This is a genomic window from Halobacteriovoraceae bacterium, assembly GCA_020635115.1.
GTDB lineage: Bacteria > Bdellovibrionota > Bacteriovoracia > Bacteriovoracales > Bacteriovoracaceae > JACKAK01.
Genome location: JACKAK010000002.1, coordinates 456,699 through 482,105 on the forward strand (window position 1 = coordinate 456,699; position 25,407 = coordinate 482,105).

Below are 25,407 nucleotides of genomic sequence, written 5' to 3' on the forward strand. Positions count from 1 at the left end.
TGTCGCTCTTTCTTCCTGGTGTCAATTTTCATCTTCAAAAAAATTATAGTGGAGGCCTCTGAAACGTTGGAGTAAGAATTAAGGTAACTATTTCCATATGAATGTAACCGCTTTTATTAACTGGCCCAATTTAACATCATTTCACTGGATAAAATTCGATCAATGCGCTCCATTTTGCTTTTCATCATTCTGCCCATTTTCACCCTTATAATAGTGTAATATCGAATTAATATTCTTCCTATCAACAGTGAGACTACTTTTATTGCTGGCCTTATCTCCCTCATCTCCTGATGTTTTTTTCACGAGGTTAAAATGTTCTGGGGAAACATCTGTAGATGCGGGATCTTGTGATTTACTAGGATCATAGGCAGAGTCTTTTAATTCGCGCTGAATAGACATGTAATTTCCGGTACTATTTTCTCCTCCTCCTATGGAAAGATAGCCTGAGACGATATTATTATAGTGAGCAAGTGCTTTATAATCATCACCCTTATTTTCAATTTCATTTCTAATGATTTCAAATTGATCATTGTCAATTGAATCTCCTTCATTCAATCCTAAAGTTTTCTTTTTAATTTTATTTTTAATCTCATCAAGAATTGCTTCCTTTTCAGCTTTATAATATGATTCAACTTTTTCCATTAATACCTTTGGATCGTCTCCAAATTTTTTAAAAAGCTTTTTGATTTCATCATCAGATCGTCCATCTTTTTTGAGATATTCTACTACAGCTTCTTTATCATTTTTATCGACCTCTGCTATTTTACGTAGCTGTATCTTTGTTTTTAGCTTGGCCTCTAATTCCATCTCTTTAAGTCTATCAACCATATAATCATTGCCGAGAATTTCTTTACATTCAGGAATTTCTTTTGCGGTTTTCGCATTTTGTTCTGCAGCTGCTTTGCAAGTATCTAATAACTTGATCTGTTTTTCTTTTAACTCATCAAATTTAGCGTTTTTTGCAACTTCATTGCTAGACAGAGAGGAGAGTTCGTCAAGCCCATCCTCATTATTTTCCCTTCCATAGTTATAGGAGTGAATATTGCTGGCCCCAACTCCAACCCCTCCTCTGGCAATATTTAGCATAAAATCAACTTCTCCAGCTACATCTAGATTGGTTCGAATTTCTTTGATTGTATTCACGACAGCACATGCTTTTTGATTTGAAATGTTATCTACTCCAGAATAATTCTCTCTCTTTTGACAAATGAGTACAATATTAATCATACATTCATCCCAAATTGCAGCAGCTGTAGATTTAATATCCCCTGTTGGAGCTTTACAGCGATCAGAGGAAAATTTTGCACTCACGTTTTGTAATGTTTCATCTGAACATTCTGTTTGTAAAAGTGAAATATTAAATTTTTTGTTAGAGTCTCTTTTTTTTGGATCACTTGTATCAGCATATTTAAAATTGTTTTGAGGGTCAGCAAATAGGCAGTATGAGGAAATATTACTCAAAATCGCTTTCGTCATTGTTCCTATGTAGAGTTGATTAAAATTTTTATGGTCGGTAATCTTAACTTGTCCAGCTTTTTTAAGGGCCTCTTGGTCACCATAAAACGCCTTTGCAATTTTATCTGAAAGATACTTATTAAGTTTATCAAAGTCTGGATCAGTAACGATTTCATGTCCAGGAATTGACGTATCATGAAAAGCAATTTGATCTTTTTGTTCACCGGTAGATGATGTGTTTTTCTCTTGAGATTTTTTGTAAGAAAGATATTTTTTAATAATCGCTTCCAACTTGTCTCTTCCATTTAGATCAAGCAGCTGATAGATACAATTTTCTTGTGAATGTTCGACATTCTGCTTAGTACAAACTTCATTCCATTTTTCTTCTGTAGCGCAATCATTTTCAACGAGTTTTTTTATTTCAGGATCTTTAACAAGCATCTGTTCAAGGGTGATTTCTTTAGGAACAGGAGGGCCTTCAAGTTCTGCTGAAGCTAGAGTTGAAATGATCATTAAAATTGAGAAAAAGATTACCCTCATATGCCTATCTTATCGTATTATTGGATTAAATTGTTTAAGTATTAGTCTCTAGTTCTTAATGATGTGTGATTTTAGATAGTTGGCGTAGGAATTGGTTTTCATCACTCTGCCACATTATGAATGCCACAATTAAGTAGTGATTTTGAATACTTACCATATTTACCCTTTAATTTAAGACACTTATCCTTAGCTAAAGAGCAATCCCTTTCAATCCCTAAAATTTCCTTAATAGAATATCTGATGTTTGAAAAGTAATCTTCATCCCTATAAAGGTTACAGTTCACTCCCTCGTCCCATGCAGTATCAATATAGTCACGAATATCAAACTTTTTATTCACTTTCCATTTATAGACAAATTTTAAGTCTGAGAATTTTTCAATTTCACGACCGAAAAACTGCTTTCCAGTGAAGAGGATTGTATCGATAATATGCTTTTCACAACCAATATAAGGTTCAGCGAAAAAATTTGAAAATGAACTTTTTAATGGATCTCTCCCGGTTTTTAAGACATCATTCCAAAATCTCATTCCATTGAAATTTGCAACAAGATCAGCATGTGAATAGACTCCAGTTGTAATGAGTCCAAACTTTCCACTTTCTTTATCGATTCCCCAATTGACAGCACTTCCAAATTCCGGTGTCGACTCATTGTAGAATTCATCACTATCTAAATAGGCTATTTCAAAATAGCTTTTTCCTTCTGCAAAAAAATGACCTAGCTTGTCTAGGCCTATAACCATTCCTCCAATATTAACTACACTACTTAAACCTTTCAGGTTAAGAGACATTCCCTGGAAAAAGTTAACATTACGATACATTGAGTATTCTAGAGGAGTTTCTACTGTATAAGGATAAAGAAGATTTCTAAGTTTTGTATCTAATGAATATCCTTTCAAACCAATCGTTGTTTGAAATATTTTTTTTTCGAGAGCTTCATATAGATTTTCAGGATTGCAAAAATCACTTCTTCCTTCTAAATCTTCTTTATCTTCTTCTATTTCTGAATTTGCGAGCTCTACAGCTTGAGAAATCTTTTGATTGAAGTAATTATTGATGACATCAGTAGCGTCATCTAGTTCCATTACTTCTTCTCTGGTTGTAAAACTGTCTATTTCAGCACATATGCCGTTTAAAGTAATGGAAAGTATGATGATGAGACCCAACTTATTCATGGGAAATATTTCCCACGGCAGTGCAATAGTGGTCAAGGGAATTGTCGCTAAAAGTAAATTTTTCCAACTTATTAATGACTGCAAGACTTAGCTATGTTAACACTTCTCAAGTCAAAATTTGTTGAGTTACTAAAAATAATGAAACAAAAAAATTTTTTGATTCGTATCTTAAATAATTTACGTGAGGTCATGATGTCATCAGTTAATACCAATGAAATTAAAAAAAGTATCATCGGAGAGTATAGGGAACTTACTGTTGCTGCTGTTCTTCTTGGCTTGATACAGGGAATTATCTTAAATATAGCTTTCGTCTATGCTGCTCTAAAGCTTGGATTTTCAATTGGAGGAAGCACTGTTGCAGCAATTATGGGATATGCTCTTCTTAAAGGGATCCTTGGTAAAGGTACAAGTATTGAAAACAATATAAATCAAACCATCGCTTCAGGAATCAATACTGCTGGAACAGGTGTCGTTTTTACTTTGCCTGCCCTTTTTCTTTTAAATAAATCTTATCAAGAGGCCGGACTTGCTAGTCTTTCGTTTTCCCCATGGCCGTTTATTATTGCTGGAATTGCTGGATCATTTTTAGGTGTTGTCTTAATCATTCCTCTTAGAAAACAAATGATTGATCTTGATAGACTTCGATTTCCAAGTGGAGTGGCCGTCACTTCAATCATTAGATCTGGTTCCTCTGGACTTGGAAAAGCTAAATTACTAGGTACCGGATTTTTAATAAGTGCAATCTGGAAAGTTCTATTGGACACAGGTGTATTTCCCGAAGAATTCAATTTTAGCTTTGGACTGCTCCCCGAATACTTATCTCCTTATGTCTACCTGTCCCTTATGAACTTAGCGGCAGGTCTTCTTGCTGGAAAAGGAGGATTGCCGTTTCTTGCAGGTGGAGTCCTTGCTTGGTGGGTGATTTCTCCGATGGCCGTTAATTTTGGTTGGACTGAAGGAGTCGAAAAAAGCGCCGAAGTAGGGATGCTGTATGGAAAAATGATGAAACCACTGGGAATTGGGACATTGATCGGAGGAGCACTTATGGGTGTGATCATGACTTTTCCTGCTATTAAAAGTGCACTACGCTCATTAATGATGGCCACTCAGACAGCTAAAACAGGAGGCAAGATTGTTGGGCATGATGAGATGCCATTTAATGTTCTAATTTATGGATTAGTTTTTTCAGTGATTCTCTTTTTTTGTGCTTCTTATATGATTGATGGTGTGACCTTTTTTCAGGCCCTGTTGGTTTCTATAGTAGGACCTCTTTGGCTGGGACTGGCCTCTCTCATTGTTGCTCAGGCCACAGGAATGACTGATATTTCTCCTATGTCGGGCATGGCCCTCATAACAGTCACAATTATCATGTTTCTACTTAACAAAAACATTGCCGCGGCCATGGTTGTTGCCGTTGCTGTTTGTGTGGCCATTGGACAGGCCGCAGATATGATGCAAGACCTTAAGACTGGATTTATGATTGGAGGTCGTCCCATAAAACAAGGAGCTGCTCAATTTGCCTTGACCTGGATTGGAGTTATTATCTCTGTGGGCACAGTCTATGTTCTTTGGGAGTCTCCCACTAAGTTTGGGCCAGGTACCCCACTTCCAGCTCCTCAGGCAGGAGTTTTAATGGGGATAATAAATGGACTAAAAGACGGCTCCGTACCTATAGATAAATATATATTAGGTGGAACGATAGGAGCAATATTGACATCTGCTCCTATGGCCGGACTTGGAGTTTTAATAGGGCTTGCCATGTATTTACCTTTTTCGATCACACTAGGGTATGGGATTGGTTGTCTAGCTCAAATGTTTCTTGAAAAGACAAAAGGCCCCGCATTTTGTGAACATAAACTCGTTCCCTTTGCTGCAGGACTAATTATTGGTGAGGCCTTAACAGGGGTTATTAGTGCATTTATTCAAATTCTTAAATCTTAAGTAGGTATGAAATATGAAAATGATAGGTGAAATTCTTTTTGGAATTGGATCAATAATAGCAATTTGTGCAGCAGCGAAGTTGCCTAAGCTTGGGGAGACTTACCCTGATACGCTTGGGCCATTTTGGGTTGGAATTGTATTAGCAATCGCTGGCTCAATTGCTTGGCATTTAAGGGTTAAAAAAAGTATTCATGCAGAACTTAATGAACATAAAAAATTAGGAACTTCACCTGCTGACTTTTTACACAGAGCACTTATTCAGGCAAAGGAACTTAAAAAAGAGATACATCATCTTTCTGAAAGTCAAATTTGTAAAAGAACTGATTTGATCTTAGAAAATGACATCGCTCCTTTTGTAGAGTTTAAACAGGCGCTCATCAATATGTATGGTATGTCTCATGGGGTAGATATCCTTGCAAAAATGGCATTTGGAGAGCGGATGCTCAACAGGGTATGGTCAGCAGCATCTGATAAACATAAACCTGAAGCAACGAGTTCGCTCGATGAGGCCATTATGGCCATTGAATCTGCTGTAGAACATATTGATCAGTTGAGTCGTTAGATTTAACGATTATTTTTGCTGTATGACTTTTTCATTTTCGTCGATTTGAAATTGTTTATCAATTCCCTTTTCCTTTGTTGTGAATGATCTGTTACTTCCATTTATTTTAATTTCAGTTTCCGAGGAACTTTGAAAAAGCTGTTCAAGCACTTTTTCTACTATTTTTTGATTTTGGACGGCCTCTTCTGGTACTACAGAACAAGATTTTGAAATTTCACAATAGTTACCCATTGTTTTTTTTATTTGACCATTTATGTAATCTCCAACAAGAGTGTTGTTGAGGTTTTTGTATGCATTATGTTTGAGAGCAAATAGAGATAATTCATCAAATTCAAGTTTATTTTGTAATTGATCTAAGTCTGTCACAAGGAAGTATGAGTCAGCTTCACCTTTTGTGATTGTGTCAAATACTTGCTGTATATCATTTTCAAAAAGTTCTATGATTTCGGGAGGGATAAGTTTTTTTTCAAATCCACTTAGAAGTTGATTATCAAATCCTCTATAGGCCTTGTAAACATCCAAGAAGTGTTGGCGAATATCACTTGTTTTTTTTCTTAATGCTTCAACTTTTTTAATTTTTTCTGCGACAACTTTTTCTTGATCGGCAATTGATTGGTCTTTACTTTTTGTTTGTTCAAAAGGATTTAAGCCAATATCTTGTATAGTTAATCTAATATCGAGAAGTTTTTGATTTTCGACGGCGAGATCATTTTCCATATTTGTAAGTTGAATTTTCAGTTTTCTTTGAGTTGCATTTAACAGAGTTTCGTTGAATTGCGAATTTTGTTTAAAATTTGTTGCTGTTTCGTCTAGCAATTTTTTTATATCGTCAAAATTGGCAGCATATATATTTGTATAAGAAATTATAAAAAGAATAAATATAAATTTCATAATAATCCTTATTCAAGTGTATAAACTTGAACTCTTCCTTCAGGAGTAATTTTAGCGGATTGACTTGTACTTTGCGTTGAAGGCTTACTTTCTTTTAATGACTTTGTATCTCCTTCAAAAGGTGTGAGTGGTCTTTGAATTTTAAATTTTCTTTTGAATTCATCAATTGAAACTTCTGAGTTTTGTGGTGAATTTAAAAGTTTATTGATGAGAAATTTCATGGAAACAGGATCTTTCATTTTAGAGTTTTCATTTGTGCATGTTTTTTCAAATTCACAAATATTGCTTAATACTTTTTGAATCTGGCCATTAGCATATTGTCCTAAAAGAGTATTATTGATTTTACCCCTGAGGAGATTGATGTCGTTCCTAAAACGTGTAAGATTTGCGTTTCGAAGTAATAAACTAGCATTGATATTGTAATTGAAAACTTGGTTATTAATTTTAGATACAGGCGTAGAATTAGAATTAGAATTAGAATTAGAATTAGAATTAGAATTAGATTTAGAAGGAATATTAGCTTGCTCATCTACAACTTGGGCCGTAGCACTTACTTTAATCCCCACCTTCTCCGATAATTCTTTAATTATTTTTTCTAGATCGTTTTTCGTTTTTTGATACTCTTCAAGCTTCCATTTATTATATCGAAGTCCATGTAATGATCTATCATCAGAATCTTTTCCAAATATTTTAATGTCAGCTTCCTTTGACTGGATTTTCAATTTGATAGTTTCAATTTTTTGTTGTAATTGATCAAGCTCTTGATTTTGAGTAGAGATAAAAATTTTTGCTTCTTCATCAAGTTTATTCTTTTCTTCACTATTATTACCTAAATTTGTAAGATTCATTTCATAATTTTTCATGTATTCTTGTACAGGACTAGGCTTTTCAGCTTCTTCCCATGGCCACCAGGCATGACCTTTTTGTAATATTAAAAGTGAGATAATAAAAAATATAAATTTCATTAATTAATCTCTCCTAATCTTTTAACAGGATGATTAATCTCATTTTTGATTAGCTCAATAATTTTTGGAGAGTTTTCTTTTGAGTTTAGAAGATTTTCGATTATTTCTCCAACAAACTTAGGTTTGTGAAATTTTTCATCTAGAGTGCAAATTTTTTTGATTTCACAAGAATGTCCTAACGTTCTTTGAATTTGTGAGTTGACGTGTTTTCCTATGCCTGTTTCATTTAAATTTTTATAGGACTGGATTCTTACAAGATCCAAGGTCGTAGAATCAAGTTTTGCTTTAGTGGCCAGTTGATCTATATCATTCAACAAAAATTTTGTACTCATATTCCCATGTGTGATTGTTTTCATGATTTTCTCTGCGTTCTTCTCAAAACTGGAAATTACGTCTACTGGGAGATCATTTTTACCGACTCTATACGTTTCATATTCTTTTTGAGCGGTTTTGAATTTTTGATGTACATCTTCAACTTTTTTCTTGAGATTTTTCAAATTATCTTGTGCGATTTGGATTTCTGAGAATTTTTCTCGTAATTGAGGAATGAGTTTAATTCGCTGTTCATCAGAATATAAACTCGGTCTGAAATTATATCTTTTGATTTTTGAAGCAATGGTCTCATATTCAGTTCTAAACTTATCAATCTTTGCTTCTTCTGTATTAATTTCAGAATTAATTTTTAGTCTCTCATTCCATATTTCCCAAATCGATTGTGCTTTTGAATCTCCTTTTAGCGCAGACTGCCGATGTTTTTTTACTGTTTCATCAAAAAGTTTCTTAAAAGACTTAAAGTAAGCAAAACAACGAAACGAGCTGATCAATGAAAGGATAAGGACAATTTTTTTCATGCACCAAACTCAAAAATTGTATGGTTAATTTTATCAAATTCTACTTTGTTTTTAAAACTTTTCCAGTAGGATCAATTGTTTGTTCCTTGTTCTTCGAAGGATCTTTAATTTTAAAATTACTATTTGTATCAGAAATATCAACAACAACATCATCAGAACTTTGAAGGATATAATCTAAAACATTTTGAACATAACCAACTGCTTTTTCAGGTGTCCCACATGAGTTTTTAATTTCACAAATATTTCCCATAGACTTTTTGATTTGTCTGTTAACATAGTCTCCAAGTAGGGTGTTATTTAAATTATTAAAGGAGTTCTGTTGAAGTGCAAAAATAGTCGTTTTATCAAGTTTAAGCTTTAGTTTTAGGGCACCAGTCTGATTCAAAAGAAAGTTTGAATCAAGTTTTCCTTTCGTAATTCGATCAAGAACATCTTGAATTTTTTTCTCGTATTTGTAAACTGTTTCAGGTGAAATATTTTTCTTTTCAGTATCTTCTAGTAGATCACTTTCAAAACCTCGATACTGTCGATACGCTTGATCGAAATAAGAGACTTTTGCTTCTACTAAACCCTTGTATTTTTCAATATCGTCTTGGTCAACGTTAATTTCTTCAAGTTTATTCTTATCCTTAACGATATAAGCTTTATTATAAATTCGTGTCTCTAAGTCACGTACTTTTTTCATTTGAGCTTCATATTCTGGAGCAATTTTGAGTTGGAATTCGGCAGATTTAGAATCTTTGTGAAGATTGTATCCGATTTTTAACCTGTCTAGCTCAGCTTGTTCTTTTTCGAGCTCTTCTTTGATTTTTTGAATTTCATCTTCGGTTTTTTTTTCAAGTTGTGAATTTGTTTCTTTTTTTGCCTTTTGAAGTAGATCTCTAATTGGGCCAAAATTTACCGCATAGGCATTAATACTAAGAGTAGCAAATATGATTACAAAGATTTTCATATTTTAATCCTTTTAAATTTTTAATAATTATTCAGTATCCATTTTATAATTAAGAAGTTGACCGTCACTATTATCGCTTTCACTCCATAATTTTTCCCAAAAATTCATTTCTTTTGAAAAGTATGGCCTAATTTTGAAATCACCAACGTGATCAGGGATTTCAAGTTTAGAATTCATTGGTGCCTGTAGTACTTTGTCGATCATTCTTTTTATATTCTTAGGAGATTTAACTTTATCATCAGCTTCACGACATGCTTTTTCTAATTCACAAATATTTCCGACGGCCTTACTGATTTGGCCATTTATGAAGTATCCTACAAGCGTTTGATTAATGTTTGCATAAAATGGAGCAGTTGAGTCTTCTAGTTTACCAATTGCTTTTTGCATTTCTTCAATATTGAGATCAAGTAGAAGAAATCTTGCATCAACTAAATGATCTTTCATCTTAAAAGCGTAAATATGATCCATAAGATCTGTTTTTTTGTGACTAATTTTTCCAGCACTTTCAAGAGAATGTACAGGTGTACCTTCAGTTTTATTTTCTCCAATGAACAGCTTGAGTTCTTCAATGTTTTTTTCTAATTTCGGAATGTTTCGGAAGACTGATTTGATTCCGCGTAGTGCATTTTCTCTTCGCCTATCATCATGTTCGTTGCCTCCTTTTATTTGTGATTCGATAGCTCGTTCGTAATCTTCTAAATTAGGATCTTGCATTTTGATCCCATATTTATTTTTTAAATCGATTTTTCTTTGTTTTAACTCGTTTAATTCTTTTTCAAGATCACCTATATGATTTTGAATTTTATCTTTTGCATTTTTTATTTTTTGTATCTGATCATCTGTTTTGTTATCTTTGTTATGGAGATCGTGATATTCTTGTACTGCATTTTCAAAAGAATAGTACCCTCCTAGAGTGAAGATTTCTTTAACCCCAGTCCATGCCCGATCAAATATAAAATCTCTTTCATATTCTAATTTATGATGATCAGCGATGATTTTGATTGATAATCCAAGAAGAACAGTTGTTGTGACAATGGAAATATTCTTGCGATTAAATACTTTTTGGCGTGATTTCATTATTTAATTCCTTTCTTAATTATATTACTTTTGCTCGCCAAGTCTATTTTCGACCTTGGTAATATCATCAATAAGTTTCTTAATTTTAACTTCTTTATTGCTATTGAGTAATCTTCTCGTAAGTAGACCAATTGTAGCAGGTGAATCATAGTTATTACGTTTGTAATAACACATGTTTTTTATCTCGCAGATATTGCCAATTGCCCTTTTTATTTGAAAATTTACATGTTTTCCGAGACTGGTATTATTTAAGCTTTCATATGATTTCTTTTTTATTGCTTCTAGAGCGACAAGATCTAGTCGGTACGACTTTTGGAGAAAATCTATATCATTGATTAGGAACTTAGCGTCATATCGTCCTTGTGTTAGATGATCAAGAAGCTTTTTTGCGTTTCCTTCAAATGCCTGTAAGACATCTTTTGGTACATTTTTATAGCCCTTACTGGTTACTTCATCTTTAAGTTTTTTTTCTTGCTCTTTAAAAAAGTCTTCAGCTTTTTTGGCTTTTCCTTCTTCTTCTTTTAACTTTTGCATTAACTGTACTAAATTAGACTTGCTTTGGCTGAAGTTTTCACTCTTTGTATTTTTGGCATATCTTTCAACCTCTCTTCTAGCTTGATCAATGTCTAACTCAACTTTGTGAATTATTCTAGATGCCTTGAGTTGTGCTTTTTTTGCTTCCCAAACTTTTGATCTAAGACTTTTTTTATCTTCAATACGTTGAGCTTTTTTAAATTCTTGTACAACTTTATCAAATTCCTTTCCATATTCAGAGAAACTTCCTGTTTGTGCCCAAAGCGGAATTGTACCAAATAAGAGAGTTATTCCTACAATATATCTATACATACTAAACTGCCTCCTGCAAACAGAGTTGGAATTAAGCTTATTATCCAAGAAAGGATCACACAAATTTCTAATATGAAATAAATTGATTCTCCTCCCAAGAGTATCAGTTTTAATTTTAAACTGTGATTGTTTTTAAAAATATGCGGTAAAAATGTTCAGAGTGAAAATATATAAGTTTATTTTCCTTCTATGATAATTTTGAAATCTGTTGGCTTTGTTGATTGATTTGAATCTTGAGTTTTGATTTGATAGTTTCTATTTGTTTCATTAATTTCTATTTTTGAATCGATGGGGTGGTTTAAAAGTGATTCAATCATATTTTGTACCGCTAAAGGTGCTTCTGAAACTGCATTATATGCACAAGATCTATTAAAACTACAAAAATTTCCCATTGCCTTCTTGAGTTGAGAATTTACATAATTACCTACAACAGTGTTATTAAGGTTTTTATATGAATTCATCTTAAGTGCAAGTAGTGCCGCTTCACTCATATTATTTCTTGTTTTAAATTCATCTAAATTGTTGAGTAAAAAACTTGAGTCTAAATTACCTTTCGTAATTCCATCCATTATGTCCTGCATAGCTTTGTCGAATTTATAAAGCACAGAAACAGGTACTTTTTTAATTCCATTGATTTCAGAAATCTCCTTGTCATATCCTTTGTATTGTCTATACAAAGTAACATACTGGTCATTTAATTGCTTAACATTTTCTTCTAGTTTTTTTATTTCATTTTTATAAGCAGTGAGTTTTTGCCAATCTTCAGTTGTTTTTAAAAAAAATCCATTAAACTTTTTCTGGTAATTTTCAAGTTCAAGCTTTTTTTCTTTGAGTTTGGAAGTAACTTCTTTTTTAGCAGTTTCTAATGATTCAAAGATCGATTTATCGTTAATCTTACTATCAGAATACTCTTTTGCAGCTTTATTAAGGAGTCCGACGATCTTTTCGTAACTTGCAAATAATTGCTCCGAACAAATGAACAATAAGACAATGGAGAGTATTTTCATGGTTGCCTCTTAATTAATTTTTTATGTTTCCATCGAAGTCATAAATGATTGATGATGGTTTTGTTTCGGTTATATTGCTTTCAGTTTGTGCTTGAGGTTTAGTTATAGTGCTATTTTGGGTATTAGTATTGTCAGTATTTTGTGTTTTAATAATTTGAAAACTTTTCTTCTCTTTATTTACTTTAACGGATGCGCCTGTTGGAGAGTCAAGAAGCTTGTCAAGCATAGTACTTAAGTGTTTTTGTTCAAGTTTATCATCCTCGTCATTTGGTCCACAAGCATTCTTTAGGCTACACATATTTCCAACAGCTTTTTTGATTTGTTCATTTATATAATTTCCTAAAATTGATTTTTCTATATTTTCTTTAGGATCATTCTTGAAAGTACTCTTAAGACTATTTATGAATGCTTTTCTTTTTTGAGATTCTGTTGCAGCCAAGTAAAAATCAGCTTCATTTTTATAATCGTTAAGTTTTTTACTGATTATAGAATTAGTACTTGAGGCTGGGCTTTTTCCCTTATTGCTCTTAACTTTTGATACTTGTTTATTTTCATCGACTGCAGTTCTAGAGAGCTTTTCTCCGTCAGGCGTTCCCGAATCTTCTTTATCGGATGTTGATTTACTAATTTTTTCCTGGGTTTTGCTTATATATTCTCTTAAATTTTGCAAATTATCGCTATTTTCTGATTCAGTACTATTTCCCAAGACACTGTTTAAATTTTTTAGCATTGTGGCTAGATTTTCATTTTTATAATTTATATATTGTTCTTGTCTTCTTATCTCATTTTTTTCTTTAGCACTAATATTGCCTGTTCCATATATGTATTCTAGTTTAGCAAGATATGCATAGGAGTCCTCGAGAGATTTAGTATGCCACTCGATAAATTCAATTGCTTCATTTTCAGCTGTTTTCAGGGCTTCAGTTTTGGTTCCCTTTGTTTGCTTCAGTTTAATATACTTCTCAACTGGATTGTCTGGACTTACTAATTTACCAACATCTTCAAAAAATTGATTTATTCCTTTTCCAATGTCTTCAAAAAAATCATTTGCGTAAATATTATTAATAAAAACAATTATAAAGATAATAAAAAATGTTCGCATGTATTTCGCTCCCAATTAAGAAATACTATTATCATTTTACTTGAATTAATTTATTGAAAATAGAAGGAAAAAAAGTCTTATGCTTTTCTATTTTACGATTTCTATTCTTTCTAGATTTTTACCTTGTCCATCTTGAAGAATTTCAAGTTTGATTAAATCCTCAGTTTGAAGAATTGATTTTAACCTCCTATCTTTTCCAATATTCAAAATATAATCCAGAATTTTTCCAATTGTTTGCGGTGATTTTTTATCTTCATCTTCGGCTAAGCAGAGGTTTTTTAGTTTACAAATATTGCCCATCGCTTTTTGGATCTGATTTGTTAAATAACCTCCAACTGCTGTTTTATTTAAGTTTTTGTAAGCATTTTGTTTGAAAACTTCAAGTAAAGTTCTGTCAATATTAAGTTTATCTTGAAGCTTGTCTAAATCATTAATTAAAAAACGAGTGCTTAAATTTCCATTTGTTATTGCATTCATAATTGATTGAGCTTTTGTTTTTAGAAATTCAGGAAACTTTCTTTCCTTATCAACATTCTCGTATTCATTTTTTGCTTCATTTAGTTTATCTCGCAAAGCTTTATGTTTTGCTAAAGTGTTTTTTAAATTAGAATTCGTTCCTTTTCCGCGAAGATATTCTGTCAAAATATTCTCAATTTGATTAGTATCTGTTGAGACGTTCTTGATTTCTTTATCCAATGTCTTTAGAAGATTTTCAGATACACCTTTTTCAGAAAATTTTTCGAACAAATCACCTTCTTTCACAGAGAGTACTTTTAACTTTTCTCTAAGTTGATCCATCTTTTCAACTTCTTGATCAATTTTTTGTTGTGACTCTAATAGTAAATTCTGAGCTTTCCAGTATACTTGAATTTTTTGATCATTATCTTTAAATGTATTTGATTTTGGAAATATTCCTTCAAAACTTGAAAAATAACCACTAAAAGATGGCATTGAAAACACAGATAAAAATACTAATACAAAATAATTCATTTGATCCTCTTTTCCAAAGGCAATAAGTAGATTGTAGAGTATTTCTAAAGTATTTATAGGAGGAAAATTTAACAATTATTGTATTAAAATGATCGGATAAAATACATTTCGCAAAATATTTTAACCTTTTTAAGAAGTGATACGTTGTTTTGAGCTCTTTTCTTGATTAATTTTCTCAATTCTTTTGGGACATCATTTAAGAGATTTTGTAGAACAAGTCTTTCATACTTTGAAATTTTATTCGAATTTTTAAGGAGATTTGAAGCAATATTTATGTATGTATTTAAAAGTGGTCTGAAATAATATCTATTCTCTTTTTGGGTTAGATCAATGTTTTGTTCAAGGAAATGAAGAAGACCATATCTTAACTGTGGTATCCTTATATACTTTAACCTCGCAAGCTGTTCAAGAATTTTCAATGAAAAGACAAATTGATTTATATTTCTTTCTAGCAGTATCGAGGTGTCTGAAAGTTCTTTTGATACATGAGAAAAATCATCCAGTTTGCCCTTGCTGATGACTTGATTAACATGATGGTTGATAAAATCTTTTATCCCATAGTGTTCTTCATATTTTTTTATGAATTCAATATGACTCTGCTGAGTAAGAATTGCATATTCTAAAAGCAAAAATTGAATTTTCTGAAAACCCGAGTTAATAATTTTCTTTGCAAGAGGGTCGGATTCCAAAAAATTATTGTACTCACTATATTGATTACTAAGTTCAATAGTTTTTTTCTGCAAGTGATAATTATCGGTTAATTCCTGTTGCAAAATGTAGATCAATTGGTTTTTCAAACTAATACTTTTCGGTGAACTCTTAAGTTGAAAATAAATTTCAAGCAGCAAAATCTTATTTTTAAGCTGAGTTAAGTTGATGTCGCTTTGAAGAAAAAGTTCTAATAATTCTGTTGCGTGTTTGAGCGCCTCTGGAGAATTATGCTCACTAGTGAATGTTAACATGTGTTTAATTGTCTGAAGGGAATGCTGTCGAATGTAAGACGAATTGAAATCCAAAATAAATTCTTTATTTAAGATTTTATTCATAAGAACATCAACAAGATTACTTTCAGGGTAAGAAGAAATAAGCTTAAGTACATACCCTTGATGTTTTATAGATGGAGGGAGTTTGTTTTCTTGAATAAATTTTAATATTGATGGAGTAGATTGAAATTGATTTTGAAAAATATCTTTGGCAGCACCTTCTTTTAATAAAAAGTCCCAAAGTAAATTATCGTAGCGCTCATGATCTATAAATCTAATAACATGTGACAGTTTTAAGACAAGAAAATTATTTTCAAAAATGTATCTGATAACTTCTGGATTATTAATAAGGACAATTTCCTTGAGAATCTTATAGAGAAAAGTTTCATGAGTCGCGTAAGCTTTAATTTTTTTACGTCCTTGAGATGTCTTCAAATTCAAAAAAGAAGATTCTCTTTTAATAATATTAAGCATGTGATCAATTATTTCAATAAACTCAATTTGAATAATAGGGGTTATATTTATATTTGTATTGATTTCAGAACTGATTTGTTCTTGGGTTTTTAGGTCTAAGAAATTTTGAAATTGCATCATTGATTTTTGTGAATATGTTTCGTCAAATAAATATTCTCTATTCAGCCTTTCAAAAAAAGAAGAAGCACTTTCATAAGCGTGAAGTGTAAGTGATGTACAAATAAATATTATAAATACAGCATATTGCCTCATGAATTTTAAGCTATCCTTAAGTAAGAAAAAAATTGGTTTATAACCTATATTGAACAAAACTTCCTCTAAATCATTTTTTTCAAAAATATTTACACACTTTAGTAATTGTTTAAATAAAGAACAATGAAAAAGGATAGAAAGTAAACTTTTTACATTTTTTTAGGTTAGAATTAGGTCAGGATTCTCCCTAATGGGCCACCTTGAATAGCAACAACGGCCGGTTTAGGGATATTTGATCCATCAAATGGCCATTTGCTGGTAGGATGATTTATATCTCTAGTTATTTCTCCTGGATGTTGAACTGATAGAAATAAGGTCTTTCCGTCAGAACTAAATGAAGGCCCTGTTAATTCAGCATGCTTCGGCGCCGATCCGACTTGAATTGCTTTCCCTTTTTGAGGGCCAGAAGTTGGAATAAAAAATAGGCCATTGTTTCCAAAGCTCTCCCATAGACCTTTTCCAAGTTTGGCCGTAGAAATATCAACCGTTAACCAGAGATTATTTTTTTTATCGAAGGCCATATTGTCAGGAGAAGATACTCCTACACTTTTACCACCCATAAGAAAAGTTTCATGCGTAAACTCTAAAGATAATGGGTCAGCATTTTTTTCATCAATTTTGAGTATGCTACCATAAGGATTATTTTTTTGGGGATTTCCGGTAAGAGCAATGAATACACTTTTTGTCACTGGATGTACTTCAATATCTTCAGGTCTGTCACAAGGAGTTCCCCCTACGAGCGCAGAGGCCTGTCTTGTGAAGGTGAGAATTTCACGTTGATCACTGAATTGTTTTTGCAAACTTTTATGTTCTTTATATTCTAAAGGAATCCATTTGCCCTTTTTCAAATTGGCCACATAAAGCGTTCCTTCTGACAAATCATTTTTATTATGTGAAATAAATTTGTAAATACATTGGTCTACTTTATCATCACCCATATAAACAACGACGTTACCATTTTTTGCCTCAACAACCGTAGCACTTTCGTGTCCAAAACGGCCTAACGCCATATGCTTTTGTGTCTTTCCATCAAATGGATTTACCTCCACGACCCATCCATAATTTAAAGGAGATTCATCATAGACATCATCCCAATTAAATGCCCATTTCTCCTTTTCTTGAATTTTTATCCCTTCTTTTCTTTTAGAAAAATCAATTTCACCATAAAAATCATGATAGTTTTCTTCACAGGTTAAAATAGTGTTCCACGGAGTTACTCCGCCTCCACAGTTTGCAAATGTTCCAATTGCATATGTTTGTTCTGTTGGTGAAATTCCTTTGGAAAAGGGAATTTTTGTTCCTCCATGAATTCTGCGATTGTATTTATCATCTTTAACTAAATTCCAGGTTCCAGTATCATCTTGTTTTATTCTAATGATACTTCCTCCAACACTATATCTTTCCTTATCAACTTGCTCTTTGGTTTTCTTTCCTTTGAAATTGTATCCACTTACGAATAATGGATGTGTTGACTCGTGGTTTACCCAAAGTAATCCATCTTTTGGGTTATTTGATTCAAATGGAATGAAGGCCGTATAATCATTATTAAAGCCAAATGTATCACCAGATGAATTGATTTGGTCACCCCATTTAGCAATAATATTATATTTAAGTGATTTTCCTAATAACAAGTCGTCATCGAAGCTTGGAGTGATTTGAAAATCGTAATGATGTTCATTTAAGGCCAGTAAACGATTGGGTACTATTTGCGCTGCGAGTCCAGTGAAACCTAGAAATTTTAAAAAATCACGTCTTTCCATTTGAAGCTCCTCATATTTTACCGAAATTTAGCATTATTTTTTTGATTTGCAATAATTAAGCTTCCGTTAGCTTATTTGGATATGAGGAGATACCTAAAGACTATAATTGTAATCAGGAAATCTCACTTATGTTAAGGTTTTAGTGATTTATTGCGTTAGGAGCAGTATCCTTTTTAGCGCTTTTCCTATTGGTTGGCCTTAGGTATGATAAAATACCTATTTTTAGAGGTCTATAACACATAGCAAGGGACAGGCAGAGAGTATGAGACTTAAAAGACTCGTCGTACAAGGTTTTAAATCATTTAAAGATCGCACAACTATTCATTTTGATGATGGTATTACTGGGATTGTTGGGCCAAATGGATGTGGTAAATCAAATATTGTTGACGCACTTTTCTGGGTTATGGGTGAGCAGTCAGCAAAACATCTGCGTGGAAATTCAATGAAGGATCTTATTTTTGCAGGTTCTTCAAAATACAAACCTGCAACTTGGGCCGAGGCCACTTTAGTTTTAGGAAACGATGAAGGTAAGCATATTCATATTGGGAGTAAGGTTTCAAATCCTAGTGAGATTCAGTTAACTAGAAAGCTTTATAGGAATGGGGAAACAGAGTATAGAATTAATGGTACACCTTGTCGTCTAAAGGATATCCAAGAAGTATTTATGGATACTGGAGCGGGTGCTAAGTCGTACTCGATTATAGCCCAGGGTGAAATTAACCGTCTTGTTCAGGCCAAGCCTCAAGAGCGTAGAACCATGATTGAAGAAGTTGCTGGTATTACGAAATTTAAGATAAGAAAGCGAGATTCGCTTAAAAAAATTGAGCAAGCAGAACAAAATCTAAATAGACTTAGAGATCTTCAGACTGAAATTGAAAAAAACCTACGTTCACTTCAAAAGCAGGCCGAAAAAGCAGAAAAAGCAAAATCGTTGAAGGAAAAAATTAAAAGAAATGATTTGATTGTGTATTCACATAATGAATTTGATCTTTTGAAAGATATTAAAAGTGGTAAGGAGATTCTTACTGAACGACAAAATGAAATTGAAAATTGGACGGCACAAAAAACGACACTTGAAACAGACTTAGAGGAAGAAAGAATTCGCAAGGATGAGTTAACAGAAAAAATAGAGGGTCTACAAAAAGAATACAATGATTTATCAAAAGAGCTTGCTCAGTCGGAGTCTCGTTTAAATTATCTAAATCAGTCATGTAAAGAAAAAGAGAAACAGATCGAAATTCGTCAAAAAGAATTAGATGAAGTGAAATTAGAAGTAGATGATAGAAGGGAAAAAAGAGAATCTCTTGAATGTGAAAGGGATGATTTAGAAAAACAAAGTCGTAGGGAACTTGATTTTGATACTCTAGAAGAAGAATTAGATGAAGTAAAATTTGAGTTAGAAAACAAAGAATCACAATTTCAGGAGTGTGAAGAAAAGCTTCTAGCTTTAAAGGAAGAACTTACAAAAAAAGAACAAGATTTTTATAAAAATCAAAATAAGAAAGAGGAATTATCAGCAAATCTGGAAGATATTAATAAAGAATTAGAAGCTTTGGAAAAGCAATATTCTGGAGTATCAACAGATATGGCCAATGAACGTTCGCAATTACTTGAGTCAGAAAAAAATCTTTTGGCGATAGAAGAGCTAGTTTCAGAGATGAAGTCTTCAGTTGAAAATTTAACTTCTGATTATTCAAAAATGGATTTGAAAGTAAAAGAGCAGAATAAGGAAATTATTGGGATAGAATCAAAATTAGAATCATTGATGGCCATTAATGATTCATTAGAAGAAGCAAGTGAAGGTACGAGTGAATTTTTGAAGTTAGCTGGTTTAAAAGAGCATAATGTTTTAGGAGCGTTAATTAAGTGTGATGAGTTATATTCTAAGAATATTCAATCAATATTTGGAAGACTTTTAAATAATATTGTTACTAAAAAGGGTGAATTTTCTGCTGTATTTTCGTGGGCCATTGAGAACACAGAAAAGGCAATAGAAGTCTTGGATATATTTAATGGAGCAGAAGTTTCACAAGAGGGGAAGGAACGTTTAAAGTTGGCCCTTGATTGTGAAGAATTGATTGAAATTAAAGATATTGTTGAGATCGATGATGAATTTAAATCGATACTCCTTCCTTTATTCGAGGGGCATTTTATCGTAGACAAGGATATAGATGTTCTTCAAAATTTGAATTCAGATTTGAATTTTAGATCAATTAGTACATTAAATGGCAAAGGTCTTATTTTTAAAGGGAATGATCAGCAGGTGATTTCTCTTAATGCAAAAGATAGTGGCCAAGGTGTTATTGCAAGAAACAACAAAATTAAACTATTAGGCATAGAACTTGAAAACAAGAAGGAGAGCTTTGCTGAAAATGAGAAAATTCTTCAATCGATTGAGACAAATTTATCTACAGATAGAATTAAACTTGAAGAGTTAAGAGAGCAGGGCATTCAAAAGAGAAGTGATTTTATGTCTAAAAAAGCTGCTTTTGAAGCGAAAACTGCAAACCTAGATACAGGTAACGCAAGAATAGAGATACTGAAAAATCGTAAAACACAAATTTCCGAACAGCGATTTAATCTCCTAGAGTATGAAGATATTGAGAAAAAAGATTTAGAATCGTTGATTAAACGATTAGATGGAGATAAAGAATATTTTGAAGATCTTAAGGATGAATTAGGCAATATACGAATTACATATAATGAAAAAAAGCAGTATTTTTTAGAAAAACAAGTTGAGTTTAAATCATTTGACGATAGGATTAAATCTTTCCAATCCCAGATTGAAGATGTTGAGAAACAAATTGAAAGAGGTGAGCAAAGAGAAAAAACAAATATGGAACTCATTGAAAGACTAGCTCAAGAAATTGAAGATCTTTCTATTGAGGCTGAAAGTTTAGAAGAAAATAATCAAAAGAAAGTTGAAGATCTTCAAGACCAGCAAGAAGTTCTTTCATTGCAGAAGGATCAGTTGGCAGATCTCTTGTCGGGTATGATGGATAGAGAAAACCTCGTTAAAGAGTTGACCAAAAGTCTTTCAAAAGCTGAAAAACAAATTGTTGAATATGAAATTCAATTAGGACAGTTCCTTACAAACGAAGAGCAAAATGCCAGAAATATTTTTGAAAAATATCATATAAATATCAGACGTGTCATAGGCATGCACCTTGAGTACATAGAAAAAGACTATCTCAACTTAAATGACATTGAGAATGTTTTCTATTCTGAAAATGAAGAAGGGCAAAGATTTGAAATTCCCACCGAAGCTTATGAATTTCACAGACGTTATGGTCAAGATCTTAAAGAATGTAAAGAGAAACTAAAAAAATACAAAAATGAATATTCTCAAATCGGTGAAATTAACTGGCAAGCAGTTGAAGATTACGAGAGACAAAAATTAAGATTTAACTTTCTTAGAGATCAAGAAATTGAACTTAAAAAGTCTCTTGAAGATCTACAAATCGCTATTTCACATATTGATGAAAAATCTAAAAAACGTTTTAAACTGGCCTTTGAAGAAGTTAATGAACGTTTTACAAAAGTTTTTCCTATTATTTTTGGAGGAGGTAATGCTTCTCTTAAACTAGTAGGTGATATAAATGATCCTGAATGTGGAGTTGACGTAGTTGCTCAACCACCTGGTAAGAAAATGCAAAATATTAACCTCATGTCTGGTGGAGAAAAAGCAATGACGGCCGTAAGTCTCATCTTTTCGATCTTCTTGGTTAAACCTTCACCTTTTTGCTTGCTTGATGAGGTTGATGCTCCGCTGGATGATGCCAACGTTGGTAGATTTAATGAACTATTAAGAGAGATGAGCTCAGACTCTCAATTTATTTTAATCACTCACAATAAAAAAACGATGGAACTCAATGATGTTCTCTATGGAGTCACTATGCAAGAGGCCGGAGTGTCGAAGGCCGTGAGTGTTCAGTTGCATTAAGGAAAATATGATCAAGCTTTTACTTATTTCATTTTTACCATTTTCTTCACTCTATGCCTCCTTCATGCCGAAAAGTTTTTCTGCTCAATTTGAACAGAAAATAATTTCAGTAAGAACTAAAAAGGTAAAAACAAGTAAAGGCAATATTGACTATAAATATCCTTCCCATATCCGTTTTAATACAAAACAACCTGACGAGATAACTTTCGTCTCAAACCCGGATAAAACCTACTTTTATACAGCTCCTTTTATTGAAGATGAACCAGGTGAACTTAATATAAAAAAATCCAAGGATGAACCTATTTCAAAGTTTTTTGACGTTCTACAAACGGGACTTGTTTCGAATCAAATCTATAAAGTTCTAAAAAATGACAAAAATCCCTTAAATATTAAACTTAATTTTAATAAAGAATTTCAAGATCAGGTAGGGATTAAATCGGCCATTATAGATTTCAAAGGGAAAATTTCATTTTCGACGATAGAATCAATAAAAATTCAGTATCTTAAACAAGACGATGTTACTCTCGTGCTTAAAGAAGTATCTTTAAATCCAAAATTTAAAGCAGACCAATTTGTTTTTAGGCCTCCTAAAAATACCAAAATTACGGGACAATAAATTTTAGTATCAGAATAGATCTTTCGGAAAATTAAATGATTCTTTCGCAAATATTCTTTTGTAGTTGATATAGTTTCTAAGAACTAATTTTACATAATTTCTAGTTTCTCGATAGGGAATATTTTCAATAAACTCTAAGGGATCTCCTGTATTTCTTTCTTGATCCCATTTTTTCACAACACTTGAAGCAGCATTGTATGATGCTACATAGAGTATGAACTTATTATCAAATTTATCCTTAAGGTCTCTTAATAGATGAACTCCCATCTGCAGATTTATCTCAGGCCGATATAAATCTTCGACATTATTGTATTGAATTTGATATTTATCTGCAATTATTTGAGCAGTTTCAGGAGTCAATTGCATAAGTCCATACGCCTGTGCAGGTGAGAGTGCATATTGATTGAATGCCGACTCTTGTCTTGTAATTGCGTAGACCAATTCTTTTTCAACTCTTTGATTTTCTGAAAGATGAATAAATTCATCTTTAAATGGTGTTGGGAAAATTTCATGATACCACTTATCAATCAGTTTAAGTCGTTGTTGTTTTTCTATACTGTAAAATTGCGCTAATAGCTCTTTATAATCTTCCATTGATTTATATAAATATAAAACTTCCTCAATAGAGCTGTTTTTTGTAATTGCATTTTTGTTATACTCAAGATAACTATTTGCATAGTCATATTCCTTAAGAGCGATAAGCCAACTCAAAGTTAGATCATTAATTTCTCTAGATATTTTTCGTTCTTCTAGTTGAGTATATTTTTCGTTTAATTTAAAAACAGAAAGTATCCCATAGTGCCCATAAGGTTCTGTTATTTTGATCTCTGAAAAGATGGCCTTCGATTCCTCTAGTTTATTCATCTTTTCAAGCGCAATGGCCTTCCAAAATTTTGCTCTCGTTTGATATGAAATTTCTGAAATATTTTCTTCAATCTTATTGAAAAAATTTATGCTCTGCTCATAGTTTTTATCTGTATAGTATGTCCAGGCCAATGCCCATAATATTTTATAAACAAGTTCTTCATCCTGACATTTTATAGTCGTAGCTTTTGTTAAATACTCAATAGTTTTAACATAGTTTTTCTTTTCTTTATAAATCTGTGAAAAAATCAAGTAGACAAGTGCTAAATTTTCTTCACTGGCCATTTCATGAGAGACGATATCATTAAGTTCTTTAATTGCATCCTGTGTATTATGTTGAGTCCAGTGAATTCGTGCTAGTCGTATTTTAGTTTTAACCAAATGCTTTTTGATCCTTTCATCTTCATTATATTCTTTTTGTAAAAAGCGGGCGAGATTTTGTGTTTTTTTCAGATACCTAACATGATCTCGTTGCAATTTGTAAGTATAACTAAATCGATTCCAAACTTTGATTCTAAATTCTATATCTTCATTTTCATCGGATAAAATTTTGCGGTACAAACTTCTGGCCTGTGGATACAAACGATTATTCTCATAATCTCTTGCTATTTCATAGCGATTTTCTTCTGTAATGAACGGGTTCAAATGGGGGGCAACGTTTAGTAATCTGTTTTTAATATTTTCTTTCAACTCATTATTTGTCGTTAAGTGAGAGGCACTTTTAAGAAGCTCAACTTTTTGTTTTTGAGTAGGTAAGTAGTTTGAGTAATGATACGAAAACTCGGCCTGAAGATCTTTTAAATTAAATTTACGTGCTAGACCGAGTGATAATTCATAGTAGAATTTCTTGGCCCAATTTGCAGGGATTATTTTTCGTTTCCAGATCGACTCTATAATAGACTGATTATCTCCACATAGTTCTAATTTTTTTAAAAGCAAAAAATCTTTGATTGGAAAAAGCTCATCACTTTCTAGCTTTAAAATTTCTTGGCAATTTTGTTCTCGAGTTGCCCTCAATATAGATAATGCCCATGCTTGGTTCAATTCAAATGAGTCTACATCAGAGGGAAGATTTTCGCTTAACGCGTTAAAAAACTGTTGCTTTGGGGGACGTAAATTAATTTGAGAACATGAATTGAGAACTAAAACTACCGTGAAACTTATTAAAATCAATGTATTTTTGCACATGATACATTCTCCAGTTTTTTTTTATCATTGGCCATAAATGTTAATCAAAAATACCTTTTCATATGAAGAGACGGTGCTATATTGCTGTATGTTTTCCAAAAGCAAGTATTTATTTAGTACTATTATCTTATTTTACTGGTCTCTTGCTTGCGCAATTGATGGCAAAGACTTTTCTAGCGAATGTGAAAGAATACTGAGAGGGTCTTATCCTCAGTCTCCAGAAATTAGAATTGCCCCAATTGAATACTTCTATAGCCCTATTGTAGGTTTTTTTTATATCGGTAAGGCCTATATCAATACAGGTACCGAATCAATTCGTGGCCATAACATGCCTATTATTTTTATTGCTCAGGAAAGGCAAGAGAGTATTCATCCTGCAGAGTCTTTAAAATTATATTTTTATCCGCTGCTTGAAACGTTTTCTGTTGATACGAAACGAATTGCAAAAAAATATTATGGGATAGATGCCGTTAAGATCAACTGGTATAACCCATTAAAAGATTCAAAATTTATGGCCATGTCCTGGTTTGTTCTTACTGATTATGAGGCCCAAGATCTTGTCTATATGAAACTTTTAGAAATGATGAAAAACGAGCTTGATGTACTCCCCGATATTTTTCATGAAATTGAAGATAAGGAACTGGCGACAAGTATTATTGAATTGGGGATTTCCTCAGTTCAGGAGTTTGGAGCTCTTACTTCTCCAGAGCTTTGGAGTTTTATAGAAAATAGTTACCCTTTACGTGAACATCTAACTTCTATCAGAAAAATTTATGAAGTTCTTACAGATCATAATGTGAAACTTTTATGGGGCAGAATAGAACATAAAAAGGACCCCAAAAAATAAATGGAATGTATTTAAAATAACACATAGGTCTATTTTTTTAACACACTTCTTTGCCTTTAATTCTTTTCTAATATATGAAGACCTTATCCAAAAACACTAAAGGTATGAGATGGAAACAATTTCTATTGA

The 25,407-nt window shown here is 32.3% G+C and carries 19 protein-coding genes; 5 read left to right on the forward strand and 14 right to left on the reverse strand.

What is annotated here, in order from left to right; genetic code table 11:
* Window positions 1–159: 159 nt before the first annotated feature.
* Both H6622_04510 and H6622_04515 read right to left on the reverse strand, forming a co-directional pair.
* Window positions 160–1,995: a hypothetical protein gene (locus H6622_04510; GenBank protein ID MCB9060763.1), complete on the reverse strand. Its 1,836-nt coding sequence runs from the start codon at window positions 1,993–1,995 to the stop codon at window positions 160–162.
* Between the two features lie 101 nt (window positions 1,996–2,096).
* Window positions 2,097–3,167, reverse strand: coding sequence for a hypothetical protein (locus H6622_04515; GenBank protein ID MCB9060764.1), 1,071 nt, complete (start codon window positions 3,165–3,167; stop codon window positions 2,097–2,099).
* A 192-nt stretch (window positions 3,168–3,359) separates the two neighbouring features.
* Here H6622_04515 and H6622_04520 point away from each other — a divergent pair, with 192 nt between their 5' ends.
* Both H6622_04520 and H6622_04525 read left to right on the forward strand, forming a co-directional pair.
* The gene (locus H6622_04520; protein MCB9060765.1) at window positions 3,360–5,108 is read left to right on the forward strand and encodes an OPT/YSL family transporter; all 1,749 of its coding nucleotides are present in this window, start codon (window positions 3,360–3,362) and stop codon (window positions 5,106–5,108) included.
* Between the two features lie 13 nt (window positions 5,109–5,121).
* Complete coding sequence (locus tag H6622_04525; GenBank protein ID MCB9060766.1) at window positions 5,122–5,670, forward strand: hypothetical protein; 549 nt, start codon at window positions 5,122–5,124, stop codon at window positions 5,668–5,670.
* 9 nt (window positions 5,671–5,679) lie between these two features.
* Here H6622_04525 and H6622_04530 read toward each other — a convergent pair whose 3' ends face one another.
* The 11 genes from H6622_04530 to H6622_04580 form a co-directional block, all read right to left on the reverse strand.
* Window positions 5,680–6,561 (reverse strand): hypothetical protein, encoded by an 882-nt coding sequence (locus H6622_04530; GenBank protein ID MCB9060767.1) that lies wholly within the window; start codon window positions 6,559–6,561, stop codon window positions 5,680–5,682.
* A gap of 8 nt (window positions 6,562–6,569) precedes the next feature.
* On the reverse strand, window positions 6,570–7,526 hold the full coding sequence (locus tag H6622_04535) for a hypothetical protein (protein MCB9060768.1): 957 nt from the start codon (window positions 7,524–7,526) through the stop codon (window positions 6,570–6,572).
* The gene (locus H6622_04540) at window positions 7,526–8,377 is read right to left on the reverse strand and encodes a hypothetical protein (GenBank protein MCB9060769.1); all 852 of its coding nucleotides are present in this window, start codon (window positions 8,375–8,377) and stop codon (window positions 7,526–7,528) included. Before H6622_04540 ends, H6622_04535 begins: the two co-directional genes overlap by 1 nt.
* A gap of 40 nt (window positions 8,378–8,417) precedes the next feature.
* A complete protein-coding gene (locus H6622_04545) occupies window positions 8,418–9,329 on the reverse strand; it encodes a hypothetical protein (GenBank protein MCB9060770.1) in 912 nt (303 codons plus the stop codon).
* Window positions 9,330–9,356: 27 nt separating this feature from the next.
* Window positions 9,357–10,406 (reverse strand): hypothetical protein, encoded by a 1,050-nt coding sequence (locus tag H6622_04550; GenBank protein MCB9060771.1) that lies wholly within the window; start codon window positions 10,404–10,406, stop codon window positions 9,357–9,359.
* 24 nt (window positions 10,407–10,430) lie between these two features.
* Window positions 10,431–11,252, reverse strand: coding sequence for a hypothetical protein (locus tag H6622_04555; GenBank protein ID MCB9060772.1), 822 nt, complete (start codon window positions 11,250–11,252; stop codon window positions 10,431–10,433).
* Window positions 11,253–11,428: 176 nt separating this feature from the next.
* Window positions 11,429–12,259, reverse strand: a complete 831-nt coding sequence (locus H6622_04560; GenBank protein ID MCB9060773.1) for a hypothetical protein — start codon at window positions 12,257–12,259, stop codon at window positions 11,429–11,431.
* A 13-nt stretch (window positions 12,260–12,272) separates the two neighbouring features.
* Window positions 12,273–13,361, reverse strand: a complete 1,089-nt coding sequence (locus H6622_04565; GenBank protein MCB9060774.1) for a hypothetical protein — start codon at window positions 13,359–13,361, stop codon at window positions 12,273–12,275.
* A gap of 87 nt (window positions 13,362–13,448) precedes the next feature.
* The gene (locus H6622_04570) at window positions 13,449–14,351 is read right to left on the reverse strand and encodes a hypothetical protein (protein ID MCB9060775.1); all 903 of its coding nucleotides are present in this window, start codon (window positions 14,349–14,351) and stop codon (window positions 13,449–13,451) included.
* Between the two features lie 83 nt (window positions 14,352–14,434).
* Window positions 14,435–16,060, reverse strand: coding sequence for a hypothetical protein (locus tag H6622_04575; GenBank protein ID MCB9060776.1), 1,626 nt, complete (start codon window positions 16,058–16,060; stop codon window positions 14,435–14,437).
* Between the two features lie 170 nt (window positions 16,061–16,230).
* Window positions 16,231–17,820, reverse strand: a complete 1,590-nt coding sequence (locus tag H6622_04580) for a DUF839 domain-containing protein (GenBank protein MCB9060777.1) — start codon at window positions 17,818–17,820, stop codon at window positions 16,231–16,233.
* A gap of 262 nt (window positions 17,821–18,082) precedes the next feature.
* On the opposite strand from H6622_04580, the gene smc reads away from it, so the two are divergent.
* Together smc and H6622_04590 are read left to right on the forward strand one after the other, a co-directional pair.
* A complete protein-coding gene (smc, locus tag H6622_04585) occupies window positions 18,083–21,763 on the forward strand; it encodes a chromosome segregation protein SMC (protein ID MCB9060778.1) in 3,681 nt (1,226 codons plus the stop codon).
* A gap of 7 nt (window positions 21,764–21,770) precedes the next feature.
* Window positions 21,771–22,379: an outer-membrane lipoprotein carrier protein LolA gene (locus H6622_04590; GenBank protein ID MCB9060779.1), complete on the forward strand. Its 609-nt coding sequence runs from the start codon at window positions 21,771–21,773 to the stop codon at window positions 22,377–22,379.
* Window positions 22,380–22,388: 9 nt separating this feature from the next.
* Here H6622_04590 and H6622_04595 read toward each other — a convergent pair whose 3' ends face one another.
* Window positions 22,389–24,431, reverse strand: a complete 2,043-nt coding sequence (locus H6622_04595) for a lytic transglycosylase domain-containing protein (GenBank protein MCB9060780.1) — start codon at window positions 24,429–24,431, stop codon at window positions 22,389–22,391.
* 88 nt (window positions 24,432–24,519) lie between these two features.
* Here H6622_04595 and H6622_04600 point away from each other — a divergent pair, with 88 nt between their 5' ends.
* Window positions 24,520–25,278, forward strand: coding sequence for a hypothetical protein (locus H6622_04600; protein MCB9060781.1), 759 nt, complete (start codon window positions 24,520–24,522; stop codon window positions 25,276–25,278).
* The last annotated feature ends 129 nt before the right edge of the window (window positions 25,279–25,407 follow it).